Source organism: Wohlfahrtiimonas larvae (assembly GCF_002006755.1).
Classification (GTDB): Bacteria; Pseudomonadota; Gammaproteobacteria; order Cardiobacteriales; family Wohlfahrtiimonadaceae; genus Wohlfahrtiimonas; species Wohlfahrtiimonas larvae.
Genome location: NZ_MVDO01000018.1, coordinates 1 through 23594, shown reverse-complemented (window position 1 = coordinate 23594; position 23594 = coordinate 1). Strand labels below are relative to the sequence as shown.

22 protein-coding genes are annotated in these 23594 nt (G+C 36.8%); 12 read left to right on the top strand and 10 right to left on the bottom strand.

The window, feature by feature from the left end:
• Positions 1-7 precede the first annotated feature (7 nt).
• Both hslU and BZK14_RS01100 read left to right on the top strand, forming a co-directional pair.
• A complete protein-coding gene (gene hslU / locus BZK14_RS01105; RefSeq protein ID WP_077924763.1) occupies positions 8-1351 on the top strand; it encodes an ATP-dependent protease ATPase subunit HslU in 1344 nt (447 codons plus the stop codon).
• 415 nt (positions 1352-1766) lie between these two features.
• The gene (locus BZK14_RS01100) at positions 1767-3962 is read left to right on the top strand and encodes a TonB-dependent receptor domain-containing protein (protein WP_077924762.1); all 2196 of its coding nucleotides are present in this window, start codon (positions 1767-1769) and stop codon (positions 3960-3962) included.
• 64 nt (positions 3963-4026) lie between these two features.
• Here BZK14_RS01100 and BZK14_RS01095 read toward each other — a convergent pair whose 3' ends face one another.
• On the bottom strand, positions 4027-5547 hold the full coding sequence (locus tag BZK14_RS01095; protein WP_077924761.1) for a cation:proton antiporter: 1521 nt from the start codon (positions 5545-5547) through the stop codon (positions 4027-4029).
• 282 nt (positions 5548-5829) lie between these two features.
• Between BZK14_RS01095 and BZK14_RS01090 the strand changes: the two genes are divergently transcribed.
• A complete protein-coding gene (locus BZK14_RS01090; RefSeq protein ID WP_143691256.1) occupies positions 5830-6381 on the top strand; it encodes a pilin in 552 nt (183 codons plus the stop codon).
• Positions 6382-6385: 4 nt separating this feature from the next.
• Here the strand turns inward: BZK14_RS01090 and BZK14_RS01085 are convergent, their stop codons facing one another.
• Complete coding sequence (locus BZK14_RS01085) at positions 6386-7561, bottom strand: MFS transporter (protein WP_077924759.1); 1176 nt, start codon at positions 7559-7561, stop codon at positions 6386-6388.
• A gap of 117 nt (positions 7562-7678) precedes the next feature.
• Here BZK14_RS01085 and BZK14_RS01080 point away from each other — a divergent pair, with 117 nt between their 5' ends.
• Complete coding sequence (locus tag BZK14_RS01080) at positions 7679-8275, top strand: TetR/AcrR family transcriptional regulator (protein WP_077924758.1); 597 nt, start codon at positions 7679-7681, stop codon at positions 8273-8275.
• Here the strand turns inward: BZK14_RS01080 and BZK14_RS01075 are convergent.
• The 3 genes from BZK14_RS01075 to BZK14_RS01065 all read right to left on the bottom strand — a co-directional run bounded on the left by BZK14_RS01075 (position 8265) and on the right by BZK14_RS01065 (position 11079).
• Positions 8265-8972, bottom strand: coding sequence for an SMI1/KNR4 family protein (locus BZK14_RS01075; protein ID WP_077924757.1), 708 nt, complete (start codon positions 8970-8972; stop codon positions 8265-8267). The two genes, BZK14_RS01080 and BZK14_RS01075, sit on opposite strands and share 11 nt — an antisense overlap.
• A gap of 80 nt (positions 8973-9052) precedes the next feature.
• A complete protein-coding gene (locus BZK14_RS01070) occupies positions 9053-10213 on the bottom strand; it encodes an ATP-binding protein (RefSeq protein WP_077924756.1) in 1161 nt (386 codons plus the stop codon).
• Positions 10195-11079: an RNA ligase family protein gene (locus BZK14_RS01065; RefSeq protein WP_077924755.1), complete on the bottom strand. Its 885-nt coding sequence runs from the start codon at positions 11077-11079 to the stop codon at positions 10195-10197. Before BZK14_RS01065 ends, BZK14_RS01070 begins: the two co-directional genes overlap by 19 nt.
• Before the next feature lie 324 nt (positions 11080-11403).
• On the opposite strand from BZK14_RS01065, the gene BZK14_RS01060 reads away from it, so the two are divergent.
• Positions 11404-11808 carry a hypothetical protein gene (locus BZK14_RS01060; RefSeq protein ID WP_077924754.1) on the top strand — a complete coding sequence of 135 codons (405 nt, stop codon included), beginning with the start codon at positions 11404-11406 and terminating at the stop codon, positions 11806-11808.
• Between the two features lie 52 nt (positions 11809-11860).
• Here the strand turns inward: BZK14_RS01060 and hemB are convergent, their stop codons facing one another.
• The 5 genes from hemB to BZK14_RS01035 all read right to left on the bottom strand — a co-directional run bounded on the left by hemB (position 11861) and on the right by BZK14_RS01035 (position 17409).
• Positions 11861-12865: a porphobilinogen synthase gene (gene hemB / locus BZK14_RS01055; protein WP_077924753.1), complete on the bottom strand. Its 1005-nt coding sequence runs from the start codon at positions 12863-12865 to the stop codon at positions 11861-11863.
• 9 nt (positions 12866-12874) lie between these two features.
• Positions 12875-13942: a chorismate synthase gene (gene aroC / locus BZK14_RS01050; protein ID WP_077924752.1), complete on the bottom strand. Its 1068-nt coding sequence runs from the start codon at positions 13940-13942 to the stop codon at positions 12875-12877.
• 33 nt (positions 13943-13975) lie between these two features.
• Positions 13976-15256 carry a dicarboxylate/amino acid:cation symporter gene (locus BZK14_RS01045; RefSeq protein WP_077924751.1) on the bottom strand — a complete coding sequence of 427 codons (1281 nt, stop codon included), beginning with the start codon at positions 15254-15256 and terminating at the stop codon, positions 13976-13978.
• An 88-nt stretch (positions 15257-15344) separates the two neighbouring features.
• Complete coding sequence (locus BZK14_RS01040; RefSeq protein ID WP_077924750.1) at positions 15345-16577, bottom strand: aspartate kinase; 1233 nt, start codon at positions 16575-16577, stop codon at positions 15345-15347.
• Between the two features lie 109 nt (positions 16578-16686).
• Positions 16687-17409, bottom strand: coding sequence for an SDR family NAD(P)-dependent oxidoreductase (locus BZK14_RS01035; RefSeq protein WP_077924749.1), 723 nt, complete (start codon positions 17407-17409; stop codon positions 16687-16689).
• Positions 17410-17797: 388 nt separating this feature from the next.
• Between BZK14_RS01035 and BZK14_RS01030 the strand changes: the two genes are divergently transcribed.
• From BZK14_RS01030 to BZK14_RS01000, 7 genes are all read left to right on the top strand, one after another.
• Positions 17798-18226, top strand: coding sequence for an NUDIX hydrolase (locus tag BZK14_RS01030; RefSeq protein ID WP_245831106.1), 429 nt, complete (start codon positions 17798-17800; stop codon positions 18224-18226).
• A gap of 78 nt (positions 18227-18304) precedes the next feature.
• Positions 18305-18640, top strand: a complete 336-nt coding sequence (erpA, locus tag BZK14_RS01025) for an iron-sulfur cluster insertion protein ErpA (protein ID WP_077924748.1) — start codon at positions 18305-18307, stop codon at positions 18638-18640.
• A 39-nt stretch (positions 18641-18679) separates the two neighbouring features.
• Positions 18680-19594, top strand: a complete 915-nt coding sequence (locus tag BZK14_RS01020) for an SPFH domain-containing protein (RefSeq protein WP_077924747.1) — start codon at positions 18680-18682, stop codon at positions 19592-19594.
• A gap of 19 nt (positions 19595-19613) precedes the next feature.
• Complete coding sequence (locus BZK14_RS01015) at positions 19614-20054, top strand: NfeD family protein (RefSeq protein WP_077924746.1); 441 nt, start codon at positions 19614-19616, stop codon at positions 20052-20054.
• Between the two features lie 118 nt (positions 20055-20172).
• Complete coding sequence (locus BZK14_RS01010) at positions 20173-21126, top strand: DUF2868 domain-containing protein (protein WP_245831105.1); 954 nt, start codon at positions 20173-20175, stop codon at positions 21124-21126.
• On the top strand, positions 21113-22468 hold the full coding sequence (locus BZK14_RS01005; RefSeq protein WP_077924745.1) for a GTPase/DUF3482 domain-containing protein: 1356 nt from the start codon (positions 21113-21115) through the stop codon (positions 22466-22468). The genes BZK14_RS01010 and BZK14_RS01005 overlap by 14 nt, the downstream gene beginning before the upstream one ends.
• A 16-nt stretch (positions 22469-22484) precedes the next feature.
• Positions 22485-23366: a hypothetical protein gene (locus tag BZK14_RS01000; RefSeq protein WP_077924744.1), complete on the top strand. Its 882-nt coding sequence runs from the start codon at positions 22485-22487 to the stop codon at positions 23364-23366.
• Positions 23367-23594: the final 228 nt, after the last annotated feature.

The following is a 23594-nucleotide window of genomic DNA, read 5'->3' as shown; positions in this document are numbered from 1 at the left end:
ATTTATCATGAGTGAAATGACACCTAGAGAAATTGTCCAAGAATTGGATCGCTATATTGTTGGACAAAATGATGCAAAACGCGCTGTAGCGATTGCTTTGCGTAATCGTTGGAGACGTCAGCAAGTGACAGGTGATTTACGCAAAGAAATCACACCTAAAAATATTTTAATGATTGGACCAACAGGTGTTGGTAAAACAGAAATCGCACGCCGTTTAGCAAGCTTAGCCAACGCTCCATTTATTAAAGTAGAAGCAACAAAGTTCACAGAAGTGGGTTATGTTGGCCGAGAAGTGGATTCAATCATTCGTGACTTGGTAGAAGCTGCCATTAAAAAAGCACGTGAAGAAGCCATCAAGTTATCTCATCCTAAAGCTGAGGAAGCTGCAATCAACCGCATTTTAGATGTATTGATTCCACGCCCTAAATCAGTTGGCTTTGATAATGAACCTGATGCACCAAGCACAGACAACTCAACTACACGCCAAAAATTCCGTGAAAAATTAGTTCGTGGCGAGCTCGATGATAAAGAGATCGAAATTGAATTGACGCAAAAACATGCATCAAGCATGAACATCATGACACCGCCTGGCATGGAAGAAATGGCTGAACAATTGCAATCGCTATTTAGCCAAACAGGTAATGAACCAAAACATAAGCAAAAATTGAAAATCAAAGATGCTTTGAAATTGGTTCAAGATGAAGAAGCACGCCGTTTAGTGAATGAAGAAGAAGTGAAAAAAGCTGCGATTGAGGCTGCTGAAAACACTGGTATCGTATTCATTGATGAAATCGATAAAGTTTGCCGCCGCGGCGAAAGCTCAGGTACTGATGTTTCACGCGAAGGTGTTCAGCGCGATTTATTGCCGATCATTGAAGGCAGCACGATTTCAACTAAATATGGTCCTGTAAAAACAGATCATATTTTATTCATCGCATCAGGTGCTTTCCACTTGGCTCGCCCTTCTGATTTGATTCCTGAATTACAAGGTCGTTTACCAATTCGTGTGGAATTAAATGCGTTAACAGCAAATGATTTCGAGCGCATTTTGAAAGAGCCATCTTCTGCTTTGATCAAGCAATACAAAGCATTGCTACAAACTGAAGACGTTAACTTAGAATTCACAGATGGTGCAATTGCTGAAATTGCAAAAATTGCTTACAACGTGAATGAGAAAACTGAAAATATCGGTGCTCGCCGTTTACACACAATCTTAGAGCATTTATTAGAGGAAATCTCTTTCACAGCATCTGATAAGAGCGGTGAAAATGTAACAATTGACGAAGAAATGGTTAAAAACTCATTGGGCGAATTGTCTGACAATGAAGATTTAAGCAGATTTATTCTCTAATTCCCTGCTTTATATTCAAATTAGAAATTAATATCTCGCCCGCAGGACGAGATATTAGATCAATAATTTTAAACCGATCCCACTATACATAAACGCAAAGCTGAATCTGAAATTATCAGATTCAGCTTTTTTATTAGATAGCAATTTTTCCCTTGTGTACACGTAAGCATTCATAATTTTAATCAATATCAACATAAGTTAAAATTCCAATAACATTATAAGCAATTGAAAATAAAATATTTTTTAAAAAATCAAAAATTTTATTGAGATATTATAAATTAATATTATTAAATGAGAATAACTTCTATTTGTATTGACATATCAATTACAAATGATAATAATTCTACACCTAAGAAAATGAATGATAAATTTTCTTTAAGGTTAAATTTTAAAAATAATAAGGAAAAAAATAACTATGATGAAATTCTGCAAGAACAGAAATAATCAAAATATTACACTACATAAAAGCATATTATCCATATTAATTATGGGCATATTTTCATACACTTATGCAGAAGAATCAGCAGAATTGGATAATCATATTGAAACAGAAAAAACAGCGATAGATTTATCTAAAGTTGTAGTCACCGCCTCAGGTTTTAGTCAAGCAGTCAAAGATGCGCCTGCCAGCATTTCCGTAATTTCTGGTCAAGAATTAACAGATAAGCCTATTTCCGGATTGGGATTGGCATTAAAAAATATTGAAGGGGTGAATGTTGAGCGCGGTGGAAAATCAGGCGGATATAACGTCAGCATCCGCGGTATGCCAAGTGATTACACATTAATTTTAATTGATGGTAAACGCTTAAGTCAAAACTCTTCAGGTGCCAGGCCTAATGGCTTTGGTGATATTGATACTAATTTTATTCCACCTATGTCTGCTATTGAACAGATCGAAGTTGTGCGCGGACCAATGTCAACATTATATGGCTCGGATGCTATTGGCGGTGTTGTAAACATTATTACTAAAAAAGTCCCTAATCAATGGAGTGGCGAAATGAATGTTGGATTTATCCAGCCCGGAAACAGTAAATTTAGCAAGCATTTAAATACAAGCTTATACATTTCAGGCCCTTTAATTCAAGATACATTAGGTATAGCGCTGATGGGTGGATATGACCACTCATCCAATGCTAAAGGTACTTATGCAAAAAATCAATCTGAACGATCATCTGGCATTCATACGGGTAGATACAGCTATTTTTCAGGTATGGGCAAAAAAAATAATTACAATATGAGTGGTAAATTATCTTTTACCCCAAATAGTGAAAATGACATCATTTTCAATTATGATCGCGGTATTCAACGTTATGATAATTCCAATGAACAACTAGGCACTCTTAATACAAATGTTCGTCCTGGCCTTGCTGGTGGTGGTTATTCTGATAAATTAAAATTTACCCGTGACAGAGCATCCCTTTCTCATCAAGGTCGCTATGACTCTGTAACGATTGATACATCATTATTGTGGGATCAAACCAAAACAATTGGTAGATTAAATCCTGTATCAAGACCACCAAAACTAGTAGATAGCACAAATCGTGACATTAAATACACCAATATTATCTTGGATAATAAATGGATGTTTGCACTGAATGATCATTTTATCAGCGTAGGTATGCAATATAGACAACAAGAATTAAACGATACATTAGCCACATCCCCTGTAAATAAAAAACAGTGGCAATGGGCATTATTCGCAGAAGATGAGTGGTCTATTCTAGAAAATTTTATTGCAACCTTTGGTCTACGTTTTGATAAAAACCAAGATTTTGGTAGCAATTTTAGTCCAAGATTATATTTAACTTGGAACATTGATGATTCATGGCAGGTCAAGGGAGGGGTGAGTCGTGCATTTAAAACTCCTGATGTTCACTTGATGCAAAATGATGTTGTTGGTGTTGGCCGCCAAGGTAGATTACCCATTGTCGGGAATGCAGATTTAGATCCAGAAACTGCAACGTCAGGAGAATTGGGACTTTATTTTAATAATACTAATTTTTCTGCAAATACAACTATATTCTATACAAAATTTAAAGATAAAATTCAATCCTCAGTTGAAAACTGTGTAACCCCTATCTGTGAAGTAAATGGTACTTTTTGGCCTGATAGCGGTGGCCAACTTGCAAAATATTATAATGCAGATAATGCAAAATTATATGGCCTTGAACTAGGTGTCCGTTATCAACTCACTGATCAAATAGGCTTAAAATTCAACTACACATATACTGAAAGCTCATTCACAAAAGACGATGTCAAACGCCCATTCAGCGAAACACCTAGACATATGGCAAATGTCAAAGTAGATTGGCAAATACAAGACTCATGGAATACTTGGGCTGAAACTGAATACAGAGGCAAACAATTTAATAACTTAAATTGGAATAAAGAAAAGGTTTATTACAGATCATATGCTTTAATGAATCTTGGAGCTAAATACACTATGAATGATAATCTAAGTTTCAGTGCAGGTATTTATAATGTATTTAATAAGAATTTTATGGATATGCAGCCATCCTTAACGAATAAAACAGCAACAGATTTTGCAAATCGTTATCGTCGAAATGAAGAAGGTCGCCGTTATTGGGTCACTGCTAAATATATATTCTAGCAATATAAAAACCTCAAAAGCTTTATGCTTTTGAGGTTTTTCAATCTAACTGTATAGTAATCGTTTAGAAATTCTCTGAGTTTTCTAATTGTTTTACTTTAGAATCCAATTCTGCTTGAATCTCTTCAGCTAACTCTGGATTTTCTTCTTCGGCTTCTTCTAATTTTGACTCATCCACTAAACACTCAGGATTATAGATAGAAATCACTTCTTGCCCATTGTTATCTTCAGTAACAACATATTTCATGCCACTATAGTTCATTTTATGGCACATTCTTTGATACCAACCTGCAAAACCTGTCTTTGGTTCATTAGGATTATGGTAATAAGCATTCATGACACCTGGTAGACCTAAACCACAAACAACACCCGATAACAATACACATGTGAATGTATAGCCAATCAAAATACTACTATATTCAGATAATTGTGGGATATTTGCCACAGCCAAAATCAATGCTAATGAAATACCACCGCGAACACCACCCCAAGACAGAATAGCTAAACTACCATGATAACTTTTTCTTCTCACCGATCTGAAAGGCACAAATGCTAAAAAGTTGCCTGCAAAACGTGATAAATGCAGAATAATAAATGCAACTATACCGCCAAATAATAGATCTGTATTAAAATCAATGATAAATAATTCCATACCGATCAATGTGAATAAAAATGAGTTAATAATCCCTTCAACAGTATGCCAAAAATGGTTAACCTCATTGACTTCTTGCTCATCTAAAATATCCTGCCAACGATTACCCACGATTAAACCGCCAACCACACAAGCGATCGGGCCTGATGCATGTGCATACAATGCTACTAAATAAGAACCTGTTGCGAGAAATGCTGTCGATAAAATCAATGATTCCATTTCATGTTTGCCTTTTAATAAACGCAATACAAATAGCCCAAAAGCAACACCAATGATGATGGCAACCACAATTTCATAAGCTAAATCTGCAAAGAATCCCTCAATAGTAAAATCCCCACCTTTGACAATCGCTAAAATACTCATAAATAATGCAATACACACTGCATCATTGAATAATGACTCACCTTCTAGCTTAATCATTAAATGACGAGGCGCTTTAACAGAACTTAAAACACCTTTAATACCAATCGGATCTGTTGCACCAAGCGCTGAACCTAATAATAATAAAATTAAAAAGCTCACTGGTGTACCTACCAATATTTGATAACCATATAATGCTGCTCCGAAGAAAAAAGCACATAAGATCAAAGCAATACTTGCTAAAATTGCGATTGGCTTAAAGTATGTTCTTAAATCTGATAAACGAAACTTCAGCGCTGATGATGTCAAAATAAAACAGATCACACCATTGATTAAAAAGTCATAGAAATCAATGCTACGAACCGCTGCTTCAATCTCTACAATATTGATTTGAATATAATTATTATTCCCAAATAAACTTACAGTCCATTGCAATAAAAATACAAAAATTGCTGAAACAATTGGAACACCAATCGCCGCAGGCAACCCAAGTATTCTTTTATTGAATAGCGTAGTTGCGATAGACAGCAGAAAAACCACTGTAAAAATCTGTAAAAAATAGAAACTGCCCATTATTATAAATTGCCTATAGTTTTAAAATAAAATAATTATAATCGTTGGCTGGCTAACTGCATAAACAATTTTTTAAAAAATATAAAAAATTTCTCCACAATGATTTCAATACCATAACTTATCTGATTACGATCACTATATACATTGATCTCACTCTTAATATTGAATTTAGCAATTCCATAAACATTAACTTAAATCATAAGAAAAAATAATTGGTAATGTTAAAATATATCTATACTTAAATAGATAACATAAATATCAATTAAAAATTAAGGGCAGATAGTGAAAAAAGGATTTACATTAATAGAACTGATGATTGTTGTAGCTATTGTTGGCATATTAACTATGATGGCGATGCCCTTTTATAGTGACTATGTTAAAAGAACGTATGTCACTGAAGGTTTTGCGAATCTTGGCCCTCTTAAATCAGCATTAATTGATTTCTATAATAATCATGGACGTATGCCAAATAATTTTCGTGAGTTAGGCCCTGTTGTAGATGTTAATTATCAACATTCTTCAGGAATTCAAGCAGGTGTTTATGAAACCTCTCCGAAAACATTTGTTCAAATCTATAAGAACATTCGAGGTGATCTAACCTTAGCAGATAAATATGGTGGCGTATTATACCTGTATGTAACGGAAGATATACAAGAAAAACCAAATGCTAGAATGCCCGCAGAAGTTCCAATTATGCCAATTATGGGTGATGGATCAATTACATGGATATGTGGTGCTGAGGCGGTACGACAATATCCAACCATAGCAACAACTGTGTGGGGCACAAACAGCATTCGTGATAAATATTTACCTGCCGAATGCCGTGCAAAATAGTTATCTATATATGGCGGTTTTGAAATCTACAAATATAAACCGCCGTACATAGGACAGATATACTAGACAATAAAGCAACTGCAAAGCCTGCGCTCACACTATAAAGATCAATCACAAAGCCCGCCATTGCAGCACCTAGCGCAACACCAATACCTAAACCTGATAATAACCAAGTTAAACCTTCGGTTAATTGTTCATCTGGTACATTTTCTTCTATTAAACTCATTGCTGTGATCATGGTTGGTGAGAAGAAAAAACCTGCCACAAATACAGTGATGGATAATGATGTAATGTTCCATACAATCAATAAAGGAATGCTCGATAACATTGTTGCAATGGAAGCCATCATTAAGCACTTAGCGAGAGATATTTTAAATTGCATCATGCCAAAAATTAAACCCGCAGCACATGAACTCACGGCATAAAATGATAGAACTAAGCTGGCTGTTGCTGGCATTTCTTGTGCCTTAGCAAATGCAACGCTTGCCACATCAATTGTACCTACAATAATGCCCAAAAAAATCATCAATAATGTTAGTGCTTTCACCATCGTTAAACGGAACACTGAAGCATTATAAACTTCTACATCATTCACTGCAGGCTCAGTTTTTTTCTGTACTACAAATGCTGTTACACCCAAAGCTAAAAATAACATAGCTAATAATGGACCTGCTTGCGGAAACAATCCCACACATAATCCCACTGATAATGGTGGACCAACTATGAAACACAATTCATCCAATACACTTTCTAATGCATAAGCCGTTTGTAATTCAGGTTTGCCACGATAAATTTCCGTCCAACGTGCGCGCACCATTGCAGACATATTTGGTGTAAATCCGCCCAATACGGCAAAAACAAACAATAACCATGATGGCAATTGCCAATGTGCTACCGCGAGTAAACTCAATATGCTCAATAATGCAATGATTGCTGCATAAGGTAAAACCTTGCTCTGCCCATAGCGATCCACTAAACGTGAAATACGTGGCGCAATAATGGCGCAGCTCAATGTGAATACTGCTGCAACACCACCTGCTAATGTGTAGCTCGCATTCATTTCAGAAAGCATTGTAATGATGCCAATCGCTGTCATCGAAACAGGCAATCTTGCCAATAATCCTGCCAATACAAACCCCTTGGCGCCCGGGGTTCTCAATAAAGTGGCGTACGAAGCCATAAGCGAATCCTCAATAATGTTTTACTCACATACATCGCGTATGTGATTTGCGAATTGTATTTGCATACGCGATGTATGTCAATTACAATGTTATTAATTTTTTTAGATGGATCAGGAATGAAAAAAGCCACCAATAAGCGCACACAGATGATGGAAGAAACACAGCTAAAATTGCTATCTGCGGCACGAATTGCATTTTCAGAGCAAGGCTATGCCAATACTTCCATGGATGAATTTACTGCTTCTGTCGGTTTAACCCGTGGTGCTTTGTATCATCATTTTGGGAGTAAAAAAGGCTTATTTGCAGAAGTTGTAAAACAGATCGATGCTGAAATTGATGTGGAATTGTTACAAATTTCTGATGAAGCTGAAAATCCATGGCTCGGTTTATATAATCGTGGCAAAGCTTATTTAGAAATGGTGCTCGACCATGAAATCCAGCAAATATTATTAATTGATGCTAAATCTGTTTTGGGCAGTGAATTAACCCATATACAAATGCAATGTATTGAATCTGTCGAGCAATTATTATGTAAAGGGATGATGGAAGGTTACATTCAAAAAACTAACGCCAATGCACTCGCTGTATTCATTAATGGTGCGTTAACGGAAGCTGCTTTTTGGATCGCCAATGATGAAAAGCCCCAAGCACGTTTGCCTGAGGCGATTAATTGTTGGACAACTTTAATGAATGGTTTAAAAGTTAAAAACTAACTTCTTGATCCAAAAACTCAAATGGAATCATCGATTCAATGATGGTTTTAAATTCTTCTTTGCTGAGATAACCTACATATTCATTAACAATCGTATGCTTTGGTAACACATGAATATCTTCAAATGTTTGAATTTCACGTGTTAAGGTTTCTTTAAGTTTTTCAAATTGCTCTTCTGACAAATAAGGCTGATGCGCTAATAGTGATTGATGCAAAGATTCTTTAATGGAGAACTTTTCACCTTCTAAATCAAAGAAACTTAAATCTGTTAAGGCTTCTAGAAAATGTCTAAAAATAAAATCCACAAAATTTTTCGCTAAATACGTATATTCATTGTAATCATGTGGGAGATAAATCACAACAGGATCAACACCATCACTATCTTCTTTTGGATAAGCCATACAATAGTAATCACCGGCGCCGCTCATCGCAAAAGGAATGCATGTGAATTCTTCAGGGGAAAAATCATCATTCACCCATTCAGCCACTTCTGCAATGCCGTTATCCTCGATCAATTCAAATTCATTGCTCAAAAATAACAATGTTGGATGTTTTAAACGCTCTGCATAATATGTGCCGTACCACATGGAACCATATTTGCCTGTTTCCAATAAACCATCTTGGCATAATCTCAAATACACTTCTGGCAATTGCACGCCATAAATTGCTTCGACCGATTCCAGATGCTGAATATCCATTTTAAAATATAAACCTTATGTTTCTGATTAAATTAATGGCGGGCTATTATACGCCGATTAATATTAAAGTGTATTTTCAATTAATTTTCCCAATAAATCACTTCATTCGCCTCGATTCGTTTTGGTACTGACCATTTAAACAGCATCTTCAATAAGCGATCATTGCTCAATGTGCTGTCGCGCTTTTGATTCCGTGAAAGAATCGTTTTTTCATCCGCTTCTAAATAGACAATTTTAACGCTCGCATTATAAGAATAGAGCAAATTTAAGGCTTTCTCTCGCATCTCTTTCGATAAATGCGTGGCATTCCATACAAATGGTTCTTTTTTACGAAGCCAGGCTTTCACTTGATCTTGCACATAATGCGTCACCATGCCTTCATTTTCACCATGGCGCAGTTTCAAATGTGCACGCGCATCATCATACGAAGCCACAGGTAAACCTTTGCAATGCTTTTCCACCCAATGATTTTTCCCACTCGCAGGCAAGCCTGCCATTAAAATGACTTCGCTACCGCCTTCGTTAAACAATGGAAAATCAGGCTGAACATTCGCTCCACGGAAATAATGTACACGCGTATGATTATCCACAAATTGCTTTGGTTGATGTAATACATCATGCTCTTCACAAAATAGGCGAAACAGCTCTATTTCATCCAACATTTGTGCTTTATGCTCATAATCCCTGCCATGCATATCCGCTTTTGCCAATAGATACAAATGCCACAAGGAAACATCCCAAGATAAGCGATTGATCACAAAAATAGGATCTTCTCGTTGATCATCACTCAACAACCAAAATGGCAATTGATGCACTTCAATAAGATTGCAAATCGCCTCTCGGATTACAAATGGCACTTGCAAGCGCCACAAAATAATCCGAGCATCCAACATGCCACGTTTAGAATGCCCCGGTTGGCGAATGCGCCCAGAATCAGGATCAATCACCGTTGTATCTGGTTTTGCAATGTCATGTAAAAGTGCCGCCATGAATAAGATGAACTGTGCTTCTTCCGATTCCTTTTGAAAATTTGCATCATGCAATAAAGCTTTCACCACTAATTCTGTATGAATCCAAACATTGCCTTCGCCATGAAAATAAGGATCTTGCGGGCAATCTTTCAGCGCATATAAATCAGGAATGATTTCTGCAAAATCATCCAAATTAAATGCTGTATCAATCGCAGTTCTTACCAATTGATACAGATTTTTATAACTGCCTTTTACTGTGAGCAAGGACATAAAAGCTCCTCCATAGAAATATGGTGTTGCCAAAACTCTGTAATTTGTGGCGCAAAAATATCTACATTGCTACGCAATTGATTCGGGATAAAATCCTGCAAAGCATGATGTTGCTTGGAATCTATGATCGCTTGCACAAAGTCATGACGAACCCATTTAATGCGATCAATCGTTTCTTTTGCCGTTTCCACTTTGAGATATAAACCTTCCATCAACAAAGATGGATCACATTGCGATTGTGAGCGAGCAAGGTCAAAGCCTTCCCTTTTCACAATGCTTTCAAACACAGTTTGGCATTCTGCTGTCTTTGCTAAGGATTGCGTCACATTTTCCAATAAATCCTTTAAAGATTTTGGTGCAAAGCCAGCATATAACACAGGCACAGATAAAACTGGGCCATCTTTTAATAATAGTGCGCGTTCATAAGTGGATAAAAAGCATTGTTGCTTACGATCCCAAATATCGAACTCACAGAAATAATGAGGTAAATGGTCATAAAACATTGAGTGCTTTTTATGTAACCATTCCCCAAATAAAATATAACGATCTTCCAATCGATCCAATAACCACAACTCGTGCGCAACTGCCCATTGCTTAAATAGATTAAACTGGCGCTCTCGTCCACCACCTGTTAGATAATGCCCTCGGGATTGCAAGCGCAATTCCCCTTGCTTGGAAAAACTAATGGCAGCATTGCCACCATCGAGCTTCTCTTCCACAATGATCCATTGACCGATCAAGCTTCGATAAGCCATTTGATCATGATCAGTGTCACCATTTTGCAGGCGCGAGCTTTCTAAATGTTTTGTGCGTGGATATTTGATGAAATCTGATTGAAAATCGTCTGAATTATGATTGTGTCTCATATTTATTCTCCAATGATATGGAATAAAAATGACAACAATTCACCTTCAAACGTAAAATTTGAATGTATCGATAGATATTAGATTTTTTACAATCAATTTGAATAAATTGCTGTCGGTATTATGCGTTGATTAAAGCCACGAGCATTGGTATCACCTTTTTAGTTGGTTCTTCTTGGTGAAGATACGTTGAATAAATAAGAGAGCGCATTATTCACATCTGGGGGTTGGCTGTCAAATATTTTCAATAATTGATCTTGAAATCAAAAAAACTACCACCATATACTCTGCAATCAATTATCTGTATAACTTACATAGGTATCTGTAATGAATATTAATGAAGCAAACCAAACATTAACAACTGTATGTGCTGTAGCACAATCAGCTCAACAATTTTTTTCGCATTTTAAGCATGGTGGCTTTGGCGATGGTATGTGGTTTCCTGAAGAAAATAGATCAATCAGTGATGATGTCTATCAACATTCAATTTTAGCAGGTTGCCTTTTAGCAATTTCTACTGATTATTTAAATGGATATCGGAATACTGAATATCTAGATTCTTATGAAAATTTTAAAAGTGTTTTAGATTGGCAAGCAATGCCTATTAAAGCTCATTACCAACCACAACTAAAAGAAGCTATTAACACATACAATCAATTAATCGATTGTATTCCGTTAATTAACAGTGCAATTAAAACTTTAAATACTTTAGCTCCTTCTTCTCATAATTAACAAAAAGCCCAATCAATGATTGGGCTTCTTTGATTTTAATGCCTGAATAAAATTACTTACTCAAGCTATCAATTTCGCCATCACGCAACCACTCTGCGATCTGTTTTGTGTAGTAGCTTACAATGATATCTGCGCCTGCGCGTTTAAAGCCGATCATCGTTTCTTTAACCACTGCTTTTTCATCTAATGCGCCAGCCAATGCTGCAAATTTAATCGCCGCATATTCACCGCCCACTTGATAAACAGCTACAGGCAAGTTTGTTTGTTGGCGTAAACGAGCAACTAAATCCAAATATGGCGTGCCTGGTTTAACCATTAAGATATCCGCGCCTTCTGCTTCATCCAATTCAGCTTCGATCATAGCTTGGCGACCATTTGCATAGTCCGCTTGGTAAGCATTACGATTGCCTGATAATTCTGAGTTGACTGCTTCTCTGAATGGACCATAAAACGCTGATGAGAATTTAATTGCGTGCGCCAAAATGCTCACATGTTCAAAGCCTGCTTCATCCAATGCTTCACGAATCGCTGTGATTTGCCCATCCATCATTGCTGATGGCGCTAACATATCCGCACCTGCTCTTGCGGCTGTTACAGCTTGTTTGCCTAAGTTTGCAATCGTTTCATCATTGTTTACATAGCCATGTTCACACAAAACCCCACAATGACCATGATCTGTATATTCACAGAAACAGATGTCAGGAATGATGATCATATCTGGCGCTGCTTTGCGAATCGTTTTGATCATACGCGCCAATAAACCTTCATCACTCCAAGTATCGCTACCGATAGAATCTTTATGATGAGAAATACCAAAAGGCATGATGTATTTAATGCCAAGCGCAGCAAGTTCTTTCACTTCTGCTTCTAGTTGTGACTCAGGATAACGATAAACGCCCGGTAATGTTTTCAACTGAATCGCTTCTGTTAATCCTTCCTCGATGAAAATCGGGTGAATTAAATCGTTCAATGAAAAAAAGTTCTCCTGTACCAATTGACGAATCGCCGTATTACGACGCAAACGACGAGGACGATACAAAGGATTAACGGTTGTCATTTTTTTCTCCTAAAATTTTTGATTTTGTGCACGATGACGAAGTGCATGATCCAATAATGTAATCGCCATCATTGCTTCTGCAATGGGCGTTGCACGAATGCCGACGCAAGGATCATGACGGCCTTTCGTTACTACCGTTACATCCTCACCATGCACATTCACACTACGTCCTTCTAAACGCAAACTTGATGTTGGCTTCAATGCTATTTTAGCAATAATTGGCTGTCCTGAGGAGATGCCACCTAAAATTCCGCCTGCATGATTGCTTAAGAAGCCATTATCACTTGTGATTTCATCACGAAACTCTGTGCCTAATGCTTCAACACAATCAAAACCATCGCCGATTTCTACGCCTTTCACCGCATTAATGCTCATAAGTGAATGTGCTAATTCTGCATCCAATCGATCAAAGATTGGCTCACCGAATCCTGCGGGTACATTTTCAGCAATCACAGTCACTTCAGCACCCACTGAATCACCTGATTTACGGAGTGCATCCATGTAGTTTTCTAGATTTTCTACATCCGCCTCGCACGGCCAAAAGAAAGGATTTGTTTCAATCACAGATTGCTCAAATGCTGTTGGCTTGTTTGGCCCCAATTGTGATAAATAGCCGAAGATTTTCACACCAAATTGTTCTGCCAATACTTTCTTTGCAATCGCACCAGCTGCAACGCGCATCGCAGTTTCACGCGCGCTAGAACGACCGCCACCACGATAATCGCGAATACCATATTTCGCATGATAAGTATAATCCGCATGACCTGGTCTAAATTGATCTGCAATGTTGCCATAATCTTTAGAACGCTGATCTTCATTGCGAATCAATAATGCAATCGGTGTGCCTGTTGTTTTACCTTCAAAAACTCCTGATAAAATCTCCACTAAATCCGCTTCACGGCGCTGCGTTGTATGGCGTGAAGTACCTGGTTTACGGCGATCCAAATCAAACTGTAGATCTTCCGCTGTTAATTCAATGTTTGGCGGGCAACCATCAATGATGGCAACCAAGCCCGGGCCATGGCTTTCGCCAGCCGTTGAGACGGTAAATAACTTACCAATGCTGTTTCCTGACATAATGACCTTTGATGCTAAATATATAATAAAAAACTATGAAAATGATTTCTGCAACCAGTTTTTACCTTCAACCATTCGGGTAATTAACATAGCACATACATTGTTTCCTGTGGAGTTCAAAAGTGTTGCAGGGATATCGATGATAATACTAATCACTAAGATAATGCCAACATATTCAACCGGCACACCAAATAAAGTACAAATTAAAACTTCTGCTGTCATCCCACCACTTGGAATTGCACCAATCACAATGCCAACCAAGAGTGCAACCAAAATCACGGCTAGAAACATCATTGGCGTATCAAATGAAATACCTAACAATGTGAGCAAAAATAAAATTTTAAAAACGCCGCCCATGACAGAGCCATCTTTATGTGTATTTGCACCCAATGGAATCACCGTTTCAGCGATGTCATTTGGCACATTCATCTGTTTCGTTGCAATTAAATTTACAGGGATACAAGCAGCGCTTGATGTGGTTGCAATTGCTGTCAATGCTGGTGTTAATGCCGTTGACCAGAATGCTTTAACGCCTGCTTTACCTGCTGCTAACCAAGCATAAATTGTATTTAAGCCAAAAAAAGCTACAATTGTGAGGATTATATAAAGCACCAAAACTTGTGCATAAGCACCCACAATTCTTGGCCCCAATTCACCGACAATATCAGCAAAGTAACAACCCAAGCCAATAGGTGCTGCATACATAATGATTTTAACGAGCTTTAAAATCACTTCCATGCCTGATTCTAATAAAGCGGCAATTGGTTTTGCTTTTTCGCCCACTAAAACAATAGCAATACCTAAGAAAATCGAGAAAATGATCAGCGCTAATAAATTATTTCTTCTGAATAGATCCAAGAAATCGCCAGCCGTTAATGTTCTGACAAACATTTCACTCAAACTCACAGCCTGAATATCTACAGCCTTACCTGATAATTCCATTAATTCTTGTAAGTTAAAACCCTTCACAGGTTCATACCATAAAAAACCAAAATAACTAATAACCCCCATCACCGTTGCTGTGCCAACAAACACAAAGAGTGCGCTGAATAGTATTTTTTTCAATCGTACAGTTTGATTCGTTTTAGTGATGGATGATGTAATACTGAAAAACACTAAAGGTACAATTGTGACAAACATCATATTCAAAAATATTTGCCCAATAGGTTTAAAAGATGCCGAGGTAATCTGCCAAGCTTGCCCAAAAAATGACAAAATAACACCTTCAGGGCCCAGCAAATAACCCACAAGCCCACCAATGATGATGCCAATGATAATGGTTAATGACGACAAATAATTTTTAAGAAAAGCCATGGAAAATATCTATTGAATAAAATGGTGGGTAAAAAAAAGCACACTGACCAATTATAATGGAAAGTGCGCTTCTCGATTCATTTAATATTTATGGTTCAATGTGTAAGTTGAATTCATCATGCAATACACGAACAGCTAATTCTGCATATTTGCTTTCAATGATGACAGAAACTTTAATTTCTGAGGTAGATATCATTAGGATATTAATTTTTTCTTGTGCTAAAGCATGAAACATTCTACTAGCAACACCACTATTTGAACGCATACCAACGCCTACGATAGATAATTTAGCAATATCTGTACGGCCAAAAACTTGTCTTGCATTCATAGAATCAGCAACTTTTTGCGTAATCATTAAAGCGCGATCATAATCTGGTGCATTCACAGTGAATGTGAAATCTGTTGTGCCATCTTCGCTAATATTTTGCACAATCAAATCAACATCTATATTTTCTTGGCCGATGGCATCCAAAATATTAAACGCAATGCCAGGAGTATCTGGCACACCTAAAACTGTAATTTGTGTTTCGTCACGATTTAGCGCAATGCCTGTAATAATTTCAGATTCCACGTAATGTTCCTTTTCTTCAAACGTAATTAATGTACCATTCCCCGGCTCTTCTAACAAAGAAGATAAAACACGTAGAGGAACGTTATATTTTCCTGCTAATTCCACTGAACGAATTTGTAACACTTTTGAACCTAAACTTGCCAATTCAAGCATTTCTTCAAAAGTGATCGTATCTAATTTTCTTGCTTTCTTTTCAATTCTTGGGTCAGTTGTGTAAACACCATCCACATCTGTATAAATCTGACATTCATCTGCTTTAAATTGTGCAGCTAATGCTACAGCTGTAGTATCCGAGCCACCACGCCCTAAAGTGGTAATCTCACCGTCTATTGTTACGCCTTGGAAGCCTGCAACTACCACTACATAACCATCATCTAAATCTTTACGAATTCTATCCTCAGCAATGCTTTGTATTTTTGCTTTAGTGTGCACATTATTCGTCAAAATACCAGCTTGCGTACCCGTATAAGATTTTGCTTTGATGCCCATTGCGTTCAATGTCATACTCAATAAAGCAACTGTTACTTGTTCGCCCGTGGATAAAATTACATCCATCTCACGTTGATTCGGAAACTGGTCAATAGACTTAGCTAAATTGAGTAAGCGATCTGTTTCACCAGACATTGCTGATAAAACGATTATGAGATCATCCCCCTTGTCTTTGAATTTTTTGATTTTATTAGCAACGTTACGAATTCTTTCAAGGTTTGCGACCGATGACCCACCAAATTTTTGCACTAATAAACTCATAAAGATCTCTACTCTAAAATATAATGTTATAAAATGTTAAATAAACCTGCTGTGTAAAAAACGCAACCCTAGCAAAATAGCAAGGACAAATTACAAATACAAATACTTTTTAATCTCTGATGTCAGTAATTGCAAAAGTTCCCATTTTTTCTGAATGCAAATAGTTAATTAATGCTGCCGCAGTTGCTTCTGGCGAGCTCAATTTTCCTGTATTTTTATAATCAATGAATCGATCAACATTTGGAAAATATTCTTCTGAATGACTACGAATTATGGATTGCATACCAGTATCAATAATACCAGGCGCAATTGAAGTCACTTTCACAGGATTTGCTTTGATAGATTGCTCTTTCATGAGTACTTCTGTGAAGCGATCCACTGCTGCTTTTGTGGCGCAATAAACACCCCAACCTTCATAAGCATTGCGCCCTGCACCCGATGAAATATTCATCACAAACTTTTGACCATCGAAATTATCTGTCAAAGTAACAAATGCGCTTGTTAATGCAATGACAACACCAACATTAAGCATCAAAGCTTGTAATAATTGGCTAGCGTTGATTTTACCCACAATGCCCATTGGTTCAACTGTGCCTGCATTGTTAATTAAAGTTACAGATTTTGCTATTTCTAAACGAGGCTTTAACCAATCAGTCATCACTTTAACGCTTGCTGTTTCATCCGTTAAATCCACAGTAATTAAGTTTGGCAATGCATTAGGATTGGTACGTGCTAAGCGTAATACTTCATTATTACTATCTTGCTCTAACTGATTCGCTAAAGCTTCGCCAATGCCTTTTGATGCCCCTGTAATGATGTATAACGCTTTCATAGTCATTCCCTCTAAAAAGAATGACTATAGCTAAGAATTTTAAGGTTTACAAATCAGTCAATTTATCCTGCAATAAATTATTTCTTCATAATCTTTTGGCACTCTTTTGACAGCTCTTACTTATTATCTGCTTGTGTTTGGCATTTAGTTACTTCATCAATGTAGTTACTGAGCTGTTCACTGCTTTCAACTTCAGCAACGCTATCTTTTGTAGATAAAAATTGCATGCCAAAGCCAATGATCATAATCACGATGATTAAAATAATTGAAAGTATTGATAACACTCATCAATAATTTTTTGCATCTCATCGCTCATAATTCGCCCTTTAATTTCTTTGGTATTCTTCGTAACATTTATAGTCTTTTTCAAATTGCATTGGATTTTATCATGGAACGCAAACCCAACTATTTTTACCTATCTGCCGCGATGATCATTGATAGTGATGATCGCTTATTACTTGTACGTAAACGTAATACTGCCAAATTCATGTTGCCGGGTGGAAAAATAGATCAAGGTGAAAATGCAATAGAAGCTTTGGTGCGTGAATTACAGGAAGAAATTGATCTAAATATTCAAGAAAGTGATGCAACTTTCATTCAAGAATATGAAGCAGCTGCTGCCAATGAGCCTGATTACAGAATTCAATCACAACTCTTTCACGTAATACTACCTGCCAATACAATCATAGAGCCACAAGCAGAAATTGAAGAGATCATTTGGTTAGAACCCAATCACATCCCTGCCCTACAATTTGCGCCATTAGTGGAAGAAAAAATCCTACCACTGTGGCAAGATTTCTTAGATAAAAAAAGATAATCGCCATCGTCAAATATCTCTCCGTGTAATCAGTGCTGTTTTCTCCTATAATAGTATTATTTGCATGGAGGCTTAAAAATGTCAGATACAGGTATCAATTTCACAGATGCAGCAGCATTGAAAGTTAAATCATTGATTGATGATGAAGAGAATCCAAACTTGATGTTACGCGTTTATATTCAAGGTGGCGGTTGCTCTGGTTTCCAATATGGATTTACCTTTGCGGAAGAGTTAGAAGCAGGTGATGTGGAAGTTGAAAATCAAGGCGTAAAATTATTGGTGGATCCATTGAGCTACCAATATTTAGTAGGTGCAGATATCGATTATGTTCAAAACCTTCAAGGTGAGCAATTCGTGATTCGTAACCCTAATGCGACAACAACCTGTGGTTGTGGGAACTCATTCAGCGCTTAATCATCTTCAATAAATTTTAATAATAAAAAAGGAGCATTAATGTCTGGTCTGTCCATTGTTATTCTGTCAATTGTTGTTGCAGTCATCGTTGTTATTTTCATGGGCGTAAAAATTATTCCTCAAGGACAACAAGCAACGGTTGAACGTTTTGGTCGTTATTCTCGTACATTACATCCTGGTATTAACATCATCATGCCAGTATTTGATCGTATTGGGCGCCGTCTGAACATGATGGAACAAGTAATGGATGTGCCTTCACAAGAAGTAATCACTCGTGATAACGCTATGGTACGTGTAGATGGTGTTGCATTCTTTCAGATCAACGATGCCGCACAAGCTGCGTACCAAGTGAATAACTTAACATTATCCATTGTGAATCTCATTATGACGAATATTCGTACAGTGATGGGCTCCATGGATTTGGATGAATTATTATCCAAACGTGATGACATTAATGCTCGCTTGTTATCTGTAGTGGATCACGCCACCGCACCTTGGGGCGTAAAAGTGACCCGCATTGAAATTAAAGACATTGCACCACCGCGTGATCTTGTGGATGCAATGGCAAGGCAAATGAAGGCAGAACGTGAAAAGCGCGCCAACATTTTAGAAGCTGAAGGTTTTCGCCAAGCTGAAATCTTGAAAGCTGAAGGTGAAAAACAAGGTATCATTTTAGATGCAGAAGCTAAAAAAGCTGCTGCATTCATGGAAGCTGAAGCGCGTGAGCGTCTAGCAGAAGCAGAAGCTACGGCAACGCGTATGGTTTCTGAAGCAATCTCGGAAGGCAACATTCAAGCCATCAACTATTTTGTTGCACAAAAATATGTCGAAGCTTTTGGTAAAATCGCTGAAAGTGATAATGGCAAAATTATCATGATGCCAATGGAAGCAACAAGCGTTGTGAGCTCATTAGCAGGCATTGCAGATTTAGTGAAATCAACTTCTAGCAAATAATATTGGAGAAACACAAGCGATGGCATTTTTAGTCAATTGGTTCACTGTAGGTATTATTCTAATCATTTTAGAAATGCTTTTACCAGGGATGTTCTTAATGTGGTTTGGCGTCAGTGCTTTGCTCGTTGGCGTGATCACCTTGATTATCTCTATGAGCATAAATTCAGAATTAATTCTTTTCGCCATCACTTCTGTATTGTCTGTGATCACCGTGATTCTCATTATGAGAAAAGTTTCCCCGAACACACAATCCACTATCACACACAATCTCAACCAAGCACGTGGTTCAGAATTTATCGGCATGACATTCACGTTAGATTCAAAAGTTATGAATAATGATGGCAAACTCAATATTGGTGATACCGCATGGCTCATCAAGGGACCTGATGCTGAAGCAGGCGCTCACATCGAGATAACACATGTTGAAAACAATACTTTAATTTTTAAGATAATTGACTAATATGGCTTTTAAATCCATGAACAATCAGCAACTCCAGCCAATAATGCGCCACTGGCGCATTATCTTTTTCCTATGGATTATTTTAACTATTTTCACGAGTAGCTTTGGGATCAGTGCAATGATTACTTCTCCAATGCATCCCATCTATTTTGTGCTTGTGGCAATTTTACCATCTACCCTATTTTTGATCTTTTCTTTAGCTACAGCACATTCTATTTTCAGCCAGCTATTCATTGGTTTAAAAAATCTCATCTTTAAAAATGATTCAGCTGTTACTTTCCAAAGTAAATTACCAATTCGTTACATTGTGCAATTGATTTCTAACACAACTTGGATCACAATTTTACTCACAAGTATTGCTGTACTCTTCTTCAAATTTACCTTTCAACATGTGGATTTCTATTTAGGTAATACATTCACAGAAAGCAAAGAGATCACAGAATCTGTGATCCGTTATTTGAATTTCTTCCCTGAAAAATTAGGATTAATCAACTTTGATTACAAAATCATTGAAGCAAGTTTTATCAAAGATGGATTAGATGATGCTGCCCGTTCGTTATGGGCAAAATGGATAATTATCATGATTCTATTCCATGGTTTATTACCACGCATTCTAGTATTTGGTTATTACGTTGTACGTAGTTTATTACATTCAGTACCACAAACACCAATCATCAGCCAGCCCACCATTTTAGATCAAGCCATTGAAAAACCTTTGGTAATTCGCGCCCCCAAAGTTGAAGTACATGGTCAAGGTAATTATCAAGTAGCCTTAGATATTACAGATCAGATTCGTTTAAGCCCTGATGTGATTAAGCTCAATGACATTGAAACATTTCAACAGTTTGAACTCAAACATAAAGCTGATCCCATTGAAACAATAGATATCTTTGTGGATGGTAACTTAATGCCAGATCGTGGGTTATTAAGAAGAATGATCCGCCTATTGAATTTAGCAGAACATGCAACCATTCATGTATTAACGCAGGATGACTATCAAAAATCCATGTGGCACAAACATTTATCATCCGTTTTAGTGGAAGGCGAAGCAGCAAATTATGAAATCCAATAACATCACCATTGCCATTGTTGGCCACACAAATACTGGCAAAACATCGCTAGTACGCGCTTTGACACGACAACGCAATTTTGGTGAAGTTAAAAATGCGCCTGCAACTACGATTGATGTCACAAATATCTCTTTGCAATCTTTTGATTTCACTTTCAACTTTGTGGATACGCCGGGTATTGAAGATGCCATGAGCATTTTGGAATTAATGCCAAGTGCTTCCCTACAAACATCTAAATCTGATGAGAAAAAAGCTCTATTAGAACTAATGCAAAATCCGCATTACAAAGCAGATTTTGATCAAGAATTTAAAGTGCTGAATCAAATGCTCAAAAGCGACATTGCTTTTTATGTCATCGATGTTCGTCAGCCTTTTTTACCGCGCTATCATTATGAATTGATTCTACTTCTCAAAACACATATTCCAATTTTGCCAATTTTGAATTTTACGCAAAACGCACAATATATTGATGATTGGAAGCGTGAACTCAAAGCAAATGGCTTACATCATTATCTAGAATTCGATACAATTTTATTGCCACGTAAACAGCGCTTATATGAACAGATTGCCATTATGTTCCCTGAACATTATCAAAGCATTCAGTCATTCATTACAGCGCAAAATGCATTGGATAATGAACGCATGGAACAAGCCTTTACTTTGCTCGCTGATTTCTATTTTGATCTAATGACATTGCGTGTTAAAGCGGATACCAAGCAAATTGATACGCAAAGCATCAATGCACAAATTGCTGCAGCAATTGCAAAGCTTGAAAAGCAATTCATTGATCAATTGTTAGCGCTTTATAATTTCAATCGTGAAGATATTCAGTACATCACTTTGCACACAGAAGCCAGTGCAACCACGCAAGATATGTTTACATTGGATGAATTTGGGCAATTCTCTATCCAATTTGGCAAAGGTGCGGCTGCTGGTGCTACTATGATGGTGGGCGTTGATTTAGTGAGCGGTATGACGACACTTGGCATTGCTTCTGCAACTGGCGCTGTGATTGGCGGCGTTTTCAGTTCATTATGGAATTATGGCGAACGCATCATCGATAAATGGCGTGACATTGAATATTTCTACATTGATCAGCCAACGGCTGTGAAGTTAATGCTGAATCTTTTATACATCATCGAGCGCTTGAATGATCGTTCTCATGCGGATTTGAATCCAATCATTATCAATGATGAAACAGAAAACTCAGCAGATATTACCAACTTTATGAAACAAACTGAAAACTTACGCGCTTATCCTGAATTGCACCAAAAGAGTGATTCTAAAAAGGATAAGCTCTTGCAGAAAGCGGTAAAAGCAATACAGTCATCCTTTTTAAACTAAAGACAGATGAGGTTCAATGGAAATTTTAATATCTATTATTAATGCTGTAAAAGCATCATCCAAGCCCATTTTAGGAGCTATTTTTGTTTTTCCTTGGATCTTGTCAATTCCATTTATTCAAAAAATAATACCCAGCTTATCAAAATTTTTAGAAGAAGATTGGCTTTGGTTAAGTAGCACATTCTCATTTATATTACTTCTAATATATGGATTCATAAATATTTATAAGTGGATAAATAGCAAAGCAAGAGAATATCGTATAAAAAATAACGAAAAAAATATCCTTATTAAAAAGCTAATGGATCGCACAAATACTGCCAAATATGTATTATGTGATTTTTTTACAAACCATCCTAAAGGTAATGAAATTTATTGCTCATATCAAAACAATCAATATCAGAACTTTTTAAATGAATTAGTAGAAAATAATATTTTGTGTTGCCATCACTCTAAAATCTCTCATCGTGCAAGTTATGGCGGTGATCATTACTGGATCAGCCCTGATATATATACATTACTATCCAAAAATCAAAATAAGATATACAAGAAAATTAGAGCAAGCATTCCTAATGAATTTATTGAAGAATTCGACAGAAAAATAAAAATTGCAGCCCAAGATTTGTTTGATTTCATAATCAATTTATCTAAAGAAGAAAAAAATCAAATTAACTTTCTCTATAAAAATATAGAAAGAGATCGAAAATTTAGAATACTACTGACAGACATGGAAGATAAAATATTAAAAATAAGTGCTCTCCATATGCTGTACCAGCAACAAATTGTTGCTATGAGTACATCATCACAAGCCTATGAATATGAATTAGCTGAAAAGGTTTATAATCTTTTTGATAGATTCCCAAATCTTTATGCTGAATTCATCAACAACTTAGATAATTAAAATAACAATCAAAAAAGCCTCGTTTCCGAGGCTATTTTTTTTGAATCTGAATTTGTGGATTACTTCGCTTTTGGCTGTTTCAAAAGCTCGATGTAATCACTCATGATGTTCACACTTTCATCCAATAAAATATCTGGCGTTGTATCTTTCAACAATTTTGTGTGAGTGCCATCTTCATTTTTATACTGCTCCAATGTTAATGGCTCTAAGTTATACATGGCACGGATT